A 12,390-nucleotide genomic window follows, 5' to 3' on the forward strand; every position below is an offset into this window, starting at 1 on the left:
GCGGGGCCCCAGGCGGGCACCGCTGAAGGGGCACTCTACGTCAATCCGGCCGCCAAACGGGGGGCTGGGCGGCTGCGGGCGCGTGAAGTTCTTTCGCGTCGGCCGTGAAAAGCTTTCCCGGTGCGGCCGCCGCCCGCGCGGCGAAGAACGGCGCGACCTCGCCGGCCTCCATGGGGTAGGCCAGGAAGTAGCCCTGCACCAGGTCGCAGCCCGCCTCGGAGACCATGTCCAGGATCTCCTGGGTTTCCACGCCTTCGGCCACGAGCTGGTAGCCCAGGCGCTGGCCCAGCGAGATGATGGTGCGCAGCAGCGTCCAGGCCTGCATGTCGTGGGCGATGGGCATCACGAGCGACTGGTCGAGCTTGAGCATTTCGGCCGGTAGCCCGCGCAGGCACGACAGGTTGCAGTAGCCGATGCCGAAGTCGTCCAGCGACACCTTCAGGCCCATGGCGCGGATCTCCTCCAGCACGCGCTGCGTGGCGCGGCCGGTCAGGGCGACGTTCTCGGTGCATTCGATGTGCAGCTGCTGCGCCGCCACGCCGTGCAGCGCGATGGCGTTGCGCAGCACAGTGGCGAAATCCGGGTGCTCCAGGTTGCGGGCGGACACGTTGATCGCCAGGGTCAGCTGAAGGCCCTGCCGGTTCCATTCCGCCAGCTGGGCCAGGGCCGTGTGCAGCACCCATTCGGTGAGCAGGTGGATCAGGGCCGTCTGCTCCACCTGCGCGATGAACTCGGCGGGCGAGACGTTGCCATGGCGCGGGTGGCGCCACCGGATGAGTGCCTCCACGCCGGAAAAGCGCTGGTGGCGCACCTCGAACTGGGGCTGGTACACCAGGCGGAATTCGTCCTCCGCCAGGCCCTGCGTCAGGCCGCGCAGCAGCGCGAAGGCGCGGCGGTGGGCGGTGTCGGACTCGGGGGCGTACCAGACGAAGGCACGGTTCAGTTCGTCCGCCTGGTGCAGGGCCGACGTCGCGCGGCGCAGCACGTCGCCCGCGGATTCGGCATCCAGCCTGAAGCGCGTCAGGCCCGCCACCAGGTACAGATCCAACACCACCCGGCTCATGCGGAACGCCTCCTGCAGGTGGCGCTGCACGCGCAACACGGCCTGCTCCTGCGCCTGCGCGCTGCCTTCGGGCAGCAGGTAGGCAAACCGGGTTTCGGACGCGTGGTACAGCTGCACCTGCGGGCCCAGGGCCTGCATCAGGTGCGCCACCACGTCGCGCAGACCGGCCTCCAGCGGTGCGATGCCGATGGCGCGGACGGCCTGCTGCAGGTCGCGGTCGCGGATCACGTCCAGCAGCACGAGCGTGCGCATTTCGCCCGGCGTCTGATTGCACAGGCTCGTCAGGTCCTGTACGAGCTGGGCCCGGTTGTACAGGCTGGTGATCTCGTTGATGCGCCCGGCCGTGCGCTGCAGCGCGATTTCGTTCAGGACGAGCGCGGCCAGGTCCTGCAGCTGCTGGCACTGCGCGGCATCGAAGGTGCGCGGGTGCTGGTCCAGGATGCAGAGGGCGCCCAGCGCCTGGCCGCCGGGCAGCACCAGCGGGGCGCCTGCGTAGAAGCGAACGCCCAGTTCTCCGGTCACCAGCGGGTTGTGGGCGAAGCGTTCGTCCAGCAGGGTGTCCTCGACCACCATCACGTCGGCGGACTGGATGGTGTGGTGGCAAAAGGCCACCGAGCGCGGCAGCTCGCGCGCGGACAGGCCCACGCGCGACTTGTGCCATTGGCGTTCGCTGTCCACCAGCGTCACCAGCGCGATGGGGGCGTCGAACAGGGCGCTCGCCAGCCGCGTGATGCGGTCGAAGCCGTCGCTGTCCGGCGTCTCCAGCAGGCCGGTGGCCCGCAGGGCGCAGATGCGCTGCAGCTCCGGTTCGAGCGCCGGGTCCGTGTCTTCGGGGCGGGGGATCGAACTCAGCGGTGGCACGGGCGGCGGTCTCCCAACGGCGTGATGAACGGGGGCGCGTCGCCCGCGCCTGCCAGGGGGCAGCACACCGCCAGGCGAGCGGGCCGCGCGGTCATGGCCGGCGCCCCGCCATGGCCTGCACCGATTCGAGCAGGGCCCCGATCTTGAAGGGTTTGCGCAGCGTGCCAGTGACGCCGATGGCTTCGCGCCAGGCATCGCGCTCCGGGTCGGGCAGCGAGGACATGGCCAGCACGGGCATGTCGGCCTGGCAGGCGAACGCCCCGCTGCGCAGGCGCGCCAGCAGGTCGGTGGAGGCGGCGGCATCGTCGCAATCGAGCACCAGGCCGAAAAAGGGCTGGGCTGCCAGCACGGGCAGGGCCCGCGCCACGCTGGTGGCTTCCTGGAAGTCCACCAGGCCGAGGTCGCGCGCGACCGAGACGATCGTGCGGCGCAGCACGAATTGCGGCTCCACCAGCAAGAGGAGGGGCAGGGGGGGAGGACGGGTCATGCGTCTTGGTCTTTGCCGGCAATGGTTTCGTTGGCCAGGGTGCCCAGCGCCCGCAGCACGGCCCGCTCGGTGGCGGTGAGGCTGCGGGGTTTGGTGTCGATGATGCAGAGCGTGCCCAGGCGCTCGCCGGTCGGCGCGCACAGCGGGGCGCCGGCGTAGAAGCGGATGTGCGGGGCCTGGGTCACCAGGGGATTGTCGGCAAAGCGCGCGTCGAGGTTCGCATCCTCCACCACGAACAGGTCCGGCTGCAGGATGGCGTGGGCGCAGAACGACATGTCGCGGCTGGTCTGCGGCACGTCGAGCCCGACGCGCGACTTGAACCATTGCCGCTGGCCGTCGATGAGGCTCATCAGGGCGATCGGGGCGTCCAGCTGTTCGGCCGCGAACCGCACGAATCGGTCGAAGCGCTCCTCCGGGGGCGTGTCGAGCAGCATCAGCGCCTGCAGCGCCCGCAGGCGCTGCGCTTCGTTCTCGGGGGGCCTGGCTGGGGTCATGGGAGGTCCTTGGGGAGAAGGGTTGGGGGCGTCAGCCGAGCAGGTAGGCCAACTGGCCCAGGTCGACCACGACCATGCTGGCGCTGGCGCCATCGTGCTGGTGCGTGACCATGCGGAACTCGCCCACCGAGCCGAGCCGCATTTCGCGCACATCGGCGCGGTGGGCCGGCAGCCAGTCGCACAGCCGGGCAATGGCGATGCCCACGGTGGCGTGCTCGGCCGGGTCGGGCTGCAGCAGGATGGCCATGCGCGGCGGCTCGGCGCCGGGCCGGCCGTTGAGCGAGGGCAGGCTGACCACCTTGAGCGTCTTGCCGCGCCACGGCATCACGGCGGTCCGGCCGCGCACCAGTTCGTCGATGGTGGGCTGCGGCAGCTCGACCACGCCGACCACGCTGTCCACCGGCGAGGCATAGAGCGCATCGGCCTCGAACACCAGAAAGTGGCCGCCGGCCTGGCCCGCGTCGGCCTGGGCATCCGTCGGCGCGCCGACGGCGCCCTCGGTGCCGTCGGCCTGCGTCGGCGCCGGCGCCACGTCGCTCACGGCCGCCTCGGGCACGGCCTCGAACAGCTTGCCGATGTCCAGCACCCGCAGCGTGCCCAGCCCGGGCACCAGGGCCAGGCCCTTGAGCAGCGGATCGCCAGGGGTGTGCGCCCGGTCGGGTTCGGCCAGATCGACCAGTTGCCGGCAGGTGTCCGCCGTGAGGCCGACCCACTGCCCCTGGCTTTCCAGCACGGCCACCCAGGGGCGCAGCGCGGCACCGGCGCGGGCCGGATCGGCGGCCACGTCCACCAGCGGCAGCTTGCGGCCCCGCAGCGTGCTGATGGCCACCGTGAGGTGGCCGGGGGGCATGTTCAGTTCGACGTGCGGCACGGGCACCACCGTGTGGATGGCGCTGGCCGGCACGGCCCACAGGTCGCCGCCCACGGCGAAGACCGCATGCCGCTCGGTGGGGACCCGGTCCGGGGCGCGTGCCGCAGGCGCCGGGTCCTTTGGCACTGCGCCGTCCTCGCACCAGACCTGGCACAGGGCCATCAGGCGGTCGACCTCGAGCACCGACAGGATCGGCGCGCCGGCCGAGGCGGGCACGACCGACTGGAACCATTCCTCCTGGCCGCCGTCGTGGTGCACGCGCACGATGGCCTGCGGATCGACGGGCTTCACGCCCAGGACCTCGTCCACCCGCAACCCGATCCGCGCCGGCCCCGCGTGCAGCACCAGCACCCGCTGTAGAGCGCCGCCCGCAGGCGAGGCCTGGATGGGCAGCCAGCGCTCCAGCGACACCACCGGCACGGCCCGGCCGTCCAGGTCGATCATGCCGGTCAGGGCGCCCTGGCGGCGGGGAAGGGCCGCCAGGCCCTGCGGCGGGATGGCAAGCGCGCGCTCCACATGCACCGCCGCGATGGCGATGTGGCAGTCGCCCACGCGCACCCGCACATGCGCCTGGGCGCGGGCAGGGGCTTCGGCGTCGGCCGCCGCTGGCGTGGAGGGGCTGCCCGGCTCGGTCATGCGCCCGTGCGTCCGGAACTGGCGCCTTGCAGCTTGTCCAGCAGCACGACGACGTCCTGGGTGGACGTTTCCTGGGCCAGCATGGCGTTGCGGATCTCGCCGATGGACTGGCTGGTGCTGTCCACCGCGGCCAGGATGCGGCTGAAAGCCGCGCCCACTTCTTCGGACAGGCGCCCGCCTTCGGCCACGCGGGCCACGCTGCTGCCCACGAGCTTGGAGATTTCCTGCGCGGCGAGCGCCGACTTTTCCGCCAGCTTGCGCACCTCGTCGGCCACCACGGAAAAGCCGATGCCGTGCGGCCCGGCGCGCGCGGCCTCGATGGCGGCATTGAAGGCCAGCAGATGCGTCTGGCTGGAGATCTCGCCGATGGTGGCCACGATGTCGCGGATGTCGGCGGACGACTGCTCGATGGCGGCGATGGCCTCGCGCGAGCGCGCCAGCACCTGGTGGCCCTGGCCGGCCTCGCGCTGGGTCTGGGTGGCCAGGTCGGCCGAGCGCTCGGAGTTGCGCGCCACCTGCTGGATCGAGTCCGAGATGGTGTGCAGCACGGCGCCGATGTCCCGCACCTTCTGCGACACGGCGGTCTCGCGTTCGACCTGCTCGGTCACGTTGACCGCGAATTTCACCACCTTGTACACGCGGCCTTCCACGTCGAAGATGGGGTTGTAGGTCGCCTGGATCCAGATGCCGGCGTCGTGCTTGCCGATGCGCCGGTAGCGCGCGCTCTGGAACTTGCCTTCCCCCAGGTCCGCCCAGAAGTCGCGGTAGGTCTGCGTCTTCACGAAATCGGGGTCGCAGAACATGCTGTGGTGCTTGCCGCGGATCTCCTCGAGCGTGTAGCCCATGGTGCGCAGGAAGTTTGGGTTGGCGGTGAGGATGCGGCCATCCACGCCGAATTCGATCACCGCCTGCGACAGGCCGATGGCATCGAGCTTGCCCTTGGTCTCCGCAGACTGGCGCGTTTCCTCGGAGATGTCGGTGGCGAACTTCACCACCTTGTAGGGCTTGCCGGAGGAGTCGAGGATGGGGTTGTACGACGCCTGGATCCACACGTCCGAGCCGTCCTTGGCCACGCGGCGGTAGCGCCCGGCATCGAATTCGCCGCGGGCCAGCCGCTCCCACAGCCGCGCGTAGTCCGCCGAGCGCACCACCTCGGGCGTGCAGAACATCCGGTGGTGCTGGCCGATCACCTCGTCCTCGGTGTAGCCGAACACCTTCAGGAAATTGGGGTTGGCGTGCAGCACCTTGCCGGTCAGGTCGAACTCGATCATGGCCTGCACCCGGTTCATCGCGGCGATCTTGCCCTCGAAGTCGGCCTGGGCCTGGCGCGCCTGGGTCACGTCGGTGGCCAGCTTGACCACGCCCACCGGGCGCCCGGCACTGTCGAAGATGGGGTTGTAGGAAGCCTGCAGCCACACCGGCTCGGCGTTTTTGGTCAGGCGCTGGAACACGCCTTCGACGATCTCGCCGGCGGCCAGACGCTCCCACATGGCACCGTAGGCCGCGCTGGCCGCCACATCGGGCGGGCAGAAGATGCGGTGGTGCTGCCCGACGATGTCCTCGAGGGCGTAGTCCATGCGGGCCAGGAACAGGGGGTTGGCATGCTGGACCTTGCCGGCCAGGTCGAATTCGATGGTGCATTGCACCCGTTCCAGCGCGGCCAGCAGGCCCGTGGTGCGTGCGCGTTCCAGCTCGGACGCGGCAAGGGGGTCTGTGAAGGCGTTCATGGTCGCAAAGTCCTGGTGGGCGGCATCAAGGGGTTATCGGCCACTGCAGCCCCAGGCTTGAATGCCGGGCCTGCTGGAAAACCGGCGAGGCGTAATGTGATGGTTTGAAGCCGCTCCCGCCGCCGACGTCGCAATAGACCCGCGCCGACGCGGGGCCTTTGGGAATCTTGACGGGCCTGCGGGCGTCGCGCAAGCCCGCGGGGGGCGAAACCGGGGTTTTTTTGCCCGCCGTCGCCGCCCGGCGCCGGGGCGCGGGGCGCCGTTCACCCCTTGTCAGGCCATGGTGCGGCGCAGCCAGTCGGTGAAGGCCGCGCACTCCCAGCGGTCCATGGTGCCGGTGCGCCAGCACAGGTAGTGGGCGTGCGGGCTGGGCGCCTCGCCGGGAAAGAGCCGCACCAGGGTGCCGTTTTCCAGCCAGGGCGCGCCCAGCTTGAGCCGCACCAGCGCCACGCCCATGCCGGCCGCGGCGGCGTCGCACATCAGGCCGATGTCGTTGAACTGCGAGCCCTCGCTGGGCTCGGCCCAGTCCAGGCCGCTGGCGCCGAACCAGGTGCGCCAGGGCTCCAGCGGGCTGCGCAGCAGGGCCACGCCCTCCAGGTCCTCGGGCCGCTCGAAGGGGCCGTGCTCGCGCACGAAGGCGGGCGAGGCGAGCGGCGTGACCCGGTCGCGCGCCAGTTCCACGTGCTCCAGGTCGGCGTAGTGCCCCGGGCCGAAGCGCACGATCAGGTCGGCATCCTCGGCCACCACGTCCAGCAGCGGAATGGACACCTGCAGCGCCAGGTCGATCTCGGGATAGGCCTCGGTGAACTGGCGCAGGCGCGGGATCAGGATGGCGCGGGCGAAGGTCGGCGTCACCGCCAGCTTGAGCCGCCGCTTGCCCGGCGCCGTGGCCGCGCCCGGAAAGCGCTGCAGCGCGCCCAGGCCTTCGCGCACATGGGCCAGGTAGGCGCTGCCTTCGGTGGTGAGCGAGAAATCGGCGCGGCCGAAGAGCCGCACGCCCAGGATCTGCTCGAGCTGGCGCACGCGGTGGCTGACGGCGCTGGGCGTCACGCACAGCTCGTCGGCGGACTGCGTCACGCTGCGCAGGCGGGCCAGGGCCTCGAAGGTCAGCAGGCACTGGATGGGCGGGATGCGCCGGCTGGCCGCCCCCGGCCCGTCCCCGCCGGCGACTTCCGGGTCGGCCGCGCGCACCGCGCCGTGCGGCCGGTCGGACGGGCGGGCCGTGGTCACCGGGCTGCCTCGATGCGCCGCACCCGGGGCGCCTTCAGCGGAAGATCACCGTCTTGTGGCCGTTGAGCAGCACGCGGTGCTCGGTGTGCCACTTGACGGCGCGGGCCAGCACCTGGCTTTCGGTGTCGCGGCCCATGGCGGTGAGGTCTTCCACCGTCTTGCTGTGGTCCGCGCGGGCCACGTCCTGCTCGATGATCGGGCCCTCGTCCAGGTCGGCCGTCACGTAGTGGGCGGTGGCGCCGATCAGCTTCACGCCGCGGTCGTGCGCCTGGTAGTAGGGCTTGGCGCCCTTGAAGCTGGGCAGGAAGCTGTGGTGGATGTTGATGGCCCGGCCTTCCAGCTTGCGGCACAGGTCGTCCGACAGCACCTGCATGTAGCGAGCCAGCACCACCAGCTCGGCTCCCTCGGATTCGATGATCTCGAACTGCCGCGCTTCGGCCTGCGCCTTGGTGGCGGCCGTGACGGGGATGTGGTGGAACGGCACGTTGTAGCTGGCCGCCAGCTGGTAGAAATCGCGGTGGTTGCTGATGATGGCCGCGATGTGCACCGGCAGCAGGCCGGACTTCCAGCGAAACAGCAGGTCGTTCAGGCAGTGGCCTTCGCGGCTGACCATGATGACGGTCTTCATCGGCTCGGACACCGGGTGCAGCTGCCAGTGCATGCCGTGCGGGCCGGCGAAGGCGGCCAGCTGCGTCTTGAGCGCGGCGTGGTCGTGCGCCCCGCAGGCGAACTGCACGCGCATGAAAAACAGCCCGGTGGCGTGGTCGTTGTATTGGGCGGCCTCTTCGATGTTGCCGCCATGCTCCAGCAGGAAGCCGGACACCGCATGCACCAGCCCGAGCTTGTCGGGACAGGACAGGGTAAGGATATAGGCTTGGTTCATAGCGGGGCGATTGTCGCAGCAAGGCCAGGGGGCGTGCCCCGCCCATCGCCGCGCAGGGCCCCAGCTGGCGCGAGAATACGGTCCCATTGGAGGCCGCCCGGACGGGGCGGTGCGCCCGGCGGGCGAGGCAAAACACAACAAGGACAGTCATGGATGAAGAGGAGGGCCCGGCCCTGACGCGGGTGCCCGGCTGGGCATGGGCCGCCTATGTGGCGGCGGGCGTGGCGTGGGTGGCGGGCGGCGACGCGCTGCTGGCATGGCTGCTGGGCACGGACGCCGGTGGCGGCACCCATGCCGGCCTGTGGGGCAGCGCCAAGGACATCGCCTTCGTGCTGGTCTCCGCCGCCCTGGCGGTGGCCGGTCTGCGCCGGCTGCAGGCGGCCGATGCCGCCGCGCTGGTGCGCCGGGGCCGCGCCTGGGCACGGATGGCGCGCGGCGCCGAGCAGCGCCAGCGCCTGGCGACCACGGTGGTGGACAACGCCATCGAGGGCATGGTGGTGACCGATGCAAACAACCGCATCCTCTCGGTGAACGCGGCCTTCACGCGGCTGATGGGCTACACCGAGGCCGAGCTGCTCGGCCAGACGCCGAGCCTGTTCAAGTCCGGCCGGCACGACCGGGCCTTCTACGAGGCCCTGTGGACCGAGCTGTCGCGCACCGGCCGCTGGCAGGGCGAGATCTGGAACCGGCGCAAGAACGGCGAGGTGTTTCCCGAACGCATGTCGCTCAGCACCGTGCGCGACGGCGCGGGCGTGGTGACGCACTACGTGTGCCTGTTCACCGACATCTCGCAGGAGCACACCCAGCGCCAGCGCCAGCGCCTGGCGTTCCTGGCCCACAACGACCCGCTCACCGGCTTGCCCAACCGCACCTGGTTCGCCCAGCGCCTGGAGGAGGCCACGGCCCAGGCCCGCGCCAGCGGCGAGTCCATGGCCGTGCTGCTGCTGAACCTGGACCGCTTCAAGGACGTGAACGACAGCTACGGCCACGCCGTGGGCGACGAGGTGCTGCGCCACATCGCGCGCCGGCTGGAATCGGCCCTGCGCCCGGGCGATCTGGCCGGGCGCCTGGCGGGCGACGAGGTCGGCGTGCTCGTGCGCAACGCCGCGAGCGAGGAGGAGGCCGCCGCCATCGCCCGCACGCTGATCGCCGCCGTGGCCGAGCCCTGGCGCTCGCCCGAGGGCTTCGAGGTGGTGGCCGGCGCGAGCGTGGGCATCAGCCTGTTCCCGCGCCATGGCGACAGCGCCCAGGCCCTGCTGCAGGGCGCCCACGCCGCCGTCTACGGCGCCAAGGAGCGCGGGCGCGGCGCCTGGTGTTTTTTCAGCGAAGCCATGACGCGGGCCGCGCGCGAGCGCCTCGCCCTCGAATCGCGCCTGCGCGCGGCGCTGGCGCTCGGCCACCTGCAGCTGCACTACCAGCCGCAGGTGGACATCGCCACCGGCCGGGTGATCGGCGCCGAGGCGCTGGTGCGCTGGATGGACCCGCAGGAAGGCATGATCTCCCCCGCGCGCTTCATCCCCGTGGCCGAGCACTCCGGCATGATCGGCCCGCTGGGCGAATGGGTCATGCACGAGGCCTGCCGCCAGGCCCAGGCATGGCGCGCGGCTGGGCTGCCCGGCCTGACCATGGCCGTGAACGTGTCGCCTCGCCAGTTCCACCTGACCGACCTGGCCGGCTGCGCGGCGTCGGCCCTGTCCGCCTCGGGCTACCCGCCCACGCAGCTGGAGCTGGAGATCACCGAGGGCGCGCTCGCCGAGCGCCCCGAGGAGGCCCGCCAAGTGCTGCTGCGCCTGCGCGGCCTGGGCCTGCGCATGGCCATCGACGACTTCGGCACGGGCTATTCGTCGCTCGCCCACCTCAAGCGCTTTCCCATCGACGTGCTCAAGATCGACCAGGGCTTCATCCGCGACCTGCCGCAGAACACCGACGACATGGCCATCTGCACGGCCATCATCGCCATGGGCCACAGCCTGGGGCTGGCGGTGCTGGCCGAAGGCGTGGAAACCCCCGAGCAGCTGGCCTTCCTGCGCGAGCGCGGGTGCGACCGATACCAGGGCTACCTGTGCCAGCGCCCGCTGCCGGCCGATGCGTTCACGGCGCTGCTGCGCGGACAGGCCGGCGGGGCCGTCCACTGAGCCGGCACGGGCGGCGGACGGGCGTGCGGATCGATTGCTATAAAAATAATAGCGATATGCCCTAGTGGATCATGCGCCGGAGGCCGTTTTGGCTTGAATCCTCCACCGGGTTCGCCACGGCGCCTCAGGGCCTGGCGCCCTGCGAGCGGCGCAGCTCCGCGCAAGGGTCGCGCGCCGGCAGGGCCGGGGTGGCCTGCACTGCGTCGGTGTCGCCCGCTTGCGGGTCGGGCGCCCCGCCGGCCTGCGCCAGCGCCACCTTGGCCGTGAGGCCCGGAAACCAGTGCGTGGGCACGCCCACGCCGCGCAGCACGTGGCCGCCGCCGGCCACCAGCACCACCACTTGCCCGGGGCGCCGCGCCGCCGCGGCCACGGCCGCCATGCGGGCATCGCGGGCGATCTGGATGCGGGCCATGTCGGGGATCTGCGACTCGGGCAGCAGGCCGCAGTGCCCCTCGCGCAGGGCGGTGTGCTGGCGCGCCAGCGCCGCGGCGTCCAGGTGCCGGTCCCAGCGCTCGTCCCGCATCGCCTCGCGCAGGTCCGCGCGCGGCAGGTTGCCGCCGCGCACCGGCACGCCGGCCCGCACCGCGGCCATGGCCACCGGGCCGTACTGCGCCCACGGCCAGGCTGCCGCGTTCCAGCCGAGCGCCTGCTGCACCTGGGCCTCGTCCGCATCGCGGGGCAGTCCGTCGGTGGCCCGCCCGCTGTCGGCCATCTCCATCACCAGCGCCGCCAGTTGCCCGCGCGCGGCCAGCCACTGCACGGCCTCGCGCTCCAGCGCCTGGTGTTCGGGGGCATCGTGCTGCTCGCCGATCAGCAGCACATCGGCGGGCAGCAGCGCCTGGACCTGGGCGAGCCAGGAAGTGGGGGCCTGCGCGCCGCTGCGCGGGCCCATCGGGGCGCAGCCGGCCAGCGCCAGCGCCAGCGCAGCGGCGGCCAGCGCCCTGGCGCCGGGGCGGACGGCCGCTGCGCGGGTGGGGGAAGCGCGGCGAAGAACGAAAGGGGGAAGAACGAAGGGGCGAAGGGGGCGGTGCATGGGCCGATGCTAAGCGCCCCGTGCGCGCCGCCGCTTCCAGCCGGCGGCGGCACCCCGCCGGCCCGGTGGCGTCACACCTCGGTGACGAACTGCTCGCGCGGACGGCGCACCTTGGGCAGGGGCGCCAGCCAGTCCTGGTCGGTCTGGCGGTAGCCCAGCGGCACGATGGCCACGCTGCGCAGGCCGCGGGCGCGCAGGCCCAGGAGGGTGTCGAGCGCGTCGGGGTCGAAGCCTTCCATCGGCGTGCTGTCCACCGCTTCGTAGGCCGCGGCCATCAGCGCGGCCGACAAGGCGATGTAGACCTGGCGGGCCGCGTGCTGGAAGTTCACCTCGGCGCCGCGCTGCGGGTAGGTGCCCAGCAGCATGTTGCGGTAGTTCTCCCAGCCTTCGTTCTTGAAGCCGCGCACCGCGTTGGTGTAGTCGAACATGGCGTTGATGCGCTCGGGCGTGTAGTCGTCCCACGCGGCGAACACCAGCAGGTGCGAGCCGTCCGTGATCTGCGCCTGGTTCCACGCGATGGCCTGGATGCGCTGGCGCACCTCGGGCTGGGTGACGAGCAGCACCTCGAACGGCTGCAGCCCGCTGGAGGTGGGCGCGAGCCGCGCGGCTTCGAGGATGCGCTCGACCTTCTCCTGTGGCACCTGGCGGGCCGGGTCCATCTTCTTGGTGGCGTAGCGCCACTGCAGGCGCTCGATCAGCGGGGTGGCATCGGGCCCGTGGATGGCGGTTTCGAGTTCGGCGGCCAGTTCGGCGGTGGGGGACATGGTGGATTCCTGAAAAGAGAGGGTGGGATGAAGGGATGGGCGGGCGTGCCACCGGGAACCGGGGCACGTTGCCTGGAATATGGCGCCAACGGCCAGGGCGCATAAGCCCCGGCGCGGGAATCACAGCGTTTCGATCCAGGAAACAAAAAACCGCGGCAGCGCGCGCGCCGGCCGCCCAGGAGGGCCGCCATCGCGCAGCCCTGCCG

General features: G+C 71.7%; 10 protein-coding genes. 1 reads left to right on the plus strand and 9 read right to left on the minus strand.

What is annotated here, in order from left to right; translation table 11 throughout:
* Window positions 1–40 precede the first annotated feature (40 nt).
* The 7 genes from M5C96_RS02640 to purU all read right to left on the minus strand — a co-directional run bounded on the left by M5C96_RS02640 (window position 41) and on the right by purU (window position 8,252).
* Window positions 41–1,924, minus strand: coding sequence for a bifunctional diguanylate cyclase/phosphodiesterase (locus tag M5C96_RS02640; RefSeq protein ID WP_272566948.1), 1,884 nt, complete (start codon window positions 1,922–1,924; stop codon window positions 41–43).
* Window positions 1,925–2,015: 91 nt separating this feature from the next.
* A complete protein-coding gene (locus M5C96_RS02645) occupies window positions 2,016–2,411 on the minus strand; it encodes a response regulator (RefSeq protein ID WP_272566949.1) in 396 nt (131 codons plus the stop codon).
* Window positions 2,408–2,905 (minus strand): GAF domain-containing protein, encoded by a 498-nt coding sequence (locus tag M5C96_RS02650; RefSeq protein ID WP_272566950.1) that lies wholly within the window; start codon window positions 2,903–2,905, stop codon window positions 2,408–2,410. Before M5C96_RS02650 ends, M5C96_RS02645 begins: the two co-directional genes overlap by 4 nt.
* 31 nt (window positions 2,906–2,936) lie before the next feature.
* Window positions 2,937–4,412 (minus strand): chemotaxis protein CheW, encoded by a 1,476-nt coding sequence (locus M5C96_RS02655; RefSeq protein WP_272566951.1) that lies wholly within the window; start codon window positions 4,410–4,412, stop codon window positions 2,937–2,939.
* Window positions 4,409–6,139 carry a methyl-accepting chemotaxis protein gene (locus M5C96_RS02660; RefSeq protein ID WP_272566952.1) on the minus strand — a complete coding sequence of 577 codons (1,731 nt, stop codon included), beginning with the start codon at window positions 6,137–6,139 and terminating at the stop codon, window positions 4,409–4,411. The genes M5C96_RS02655 and M5C96_RS02660 overlap by 4 nt, the downstream gene beginning before the upstream one ends.
* A 273-nt stretch (window positions 6,140–6,412) precedes the next feature.
* Window positions 6,413–7,330 carry a LysR substrate-binding domain-containing protein gene (locus M5C96_RS02665; RefSeq protein WP_272569572.1) on the minus strand — a complete coding sequence of 306 codons (918 nt, stop codon included), beginning with the start codon at window positions 7,328–7,330 and terminating at the stop codon, window positions 6,413–6,415.
* A 73-nt stretch (window positions 7,331–7,403) separates the two neighbouring features.
* Window positions 7,404–8,252 (minus strand): formyltetrahydrofolate deformylase, encoded by an 849-nt coding sequence (purU, locus tag M5C96_RS02670; RefSeq protein WP_272566953.1) that lies wholly within the window; start codon window positions 8,250–8,252, stop codon window positions 7,404–7,406.
* Window positions 8,253–8,401: 149 nt separating this feature from the next.
* Between purU and M5C96_RS02675 the strand changes: the two genes are divergently transcribed.
* Window positions 8,402–10,387, plus strand: a complete 1,986-nt coding sequence (locus tag M5C96_RS02675) for a putative bifunctional diguanylate cyclase/phosphodiesterase (protein ID WP_272566954.1) — start codon at window positions 8,402–8,404, stop codon at window positions 10,385–10,387.
* Window positions 10,388–10,511: 124 nt separating this feature from the next.
* On the opposite strand, the gene M5C96_RS02680 is transcribed toward M5C96_RS02675, so the two are convergent.
* Both M5C96_RS02680 and M5C96_RS02685 read right to left on the minus strand, forming a co-directional pair.
* Complete coding sequence (locus M5C96_RS02680) at window positions 10,512–11,420, minus strand: ChaN family lipoprotein (RefSeq protein ID WP_272566955.1); 909 nt, start codon at window positions 11,418–11,420, stop codon at window positions 10,512–10,514.
* Between the two features lie 71 nt (window positions 11,421–11,491).
* Entirely contained in the window at window positions 11,492–12,184 is a 693-nt protein-coding gene (locus tag M5C96_RS02685; RefSeq protein ID WP_284428030.1) for a nitroreductase family protein, read from the minus strand.
* Between the last annotated feature and the right edge of the window lie 206 nt (window positions 12,185–12,390).

The sequence above is a fragment of the Acidovorax sp. GBBC 1281 genome, from assembly GCF_028473645.1.
GTDB lineage: Bacteria > Pseudomonadota > Gammaproteobacteria > Burkholderiales > Burkholderiaceae_C > Paracidovorax.

What these genes read in the sequence shown, in the direction of transcription:
- M5C96_RS02660 (WP_272566952.1), bottom strand. Translation starts at nt 6,139, where the DNA reads ATGAACGCCTTCACAGACCCCCTTGCCGCGTCCGAGCTGGAACGCGCA.
- M5C96_RS02650 (WP_272566950.1), bottom strand. Translation starts at nt 2,905, where the DNA reads ATGACCCCAGCCAGGCCCCCCGAGAACGAAGCGCAGCGCCTGCGGGCG.
- M5C96_RS02645 (WP_272566949.1), bottom strand. Translation starts at nt 2,411, where the DNA reads ATGACCCGTCCTCCCCCCCTGCCCCTCCTCTTGCTGGTGGAGCCGCAA.
- M5C96_RS02680 (WP_272566955.1), bottom strand. Translation starts at nt 11,420, where the DNA reads ATGCACCGCCCCCTTCGCCCCTTCGTTCTTCCCCCTTTCGTTCTTCGC.
- M5C96_RS02685 (WP_284428030.1), bottom strand. Translation starts at nt 12,184, where the DNA reads ATGTCCCCCACCGCCGAACTGGCCGCCGAACTCGAAACCGCCATCCAC.
- M5C96_RS02675 (WP_272566954.1), top strand. Translation starts at nt 8,402, where the DNA reads ATGGATGAAGAGGAGGGCCCGGCCCTGACGCGGGTGCCCGGCTGGGCA.
- purU (WP_272566953.1), bottom strand. Translation starts at nt 8,252, where the DNA reads ATGAACCAAGCCTATATCCTTACCCTGTCCTGTCCCGACAAGCTCGGG.
- M5C96_RS02655 (WP_272566951.1), bottom strand. Translation starts at nt 4,412, where the DNA reads ATGACCGAGCCGGGCAGCCCCTCCACGCCAGCGGCGGCCGACGCCGAA.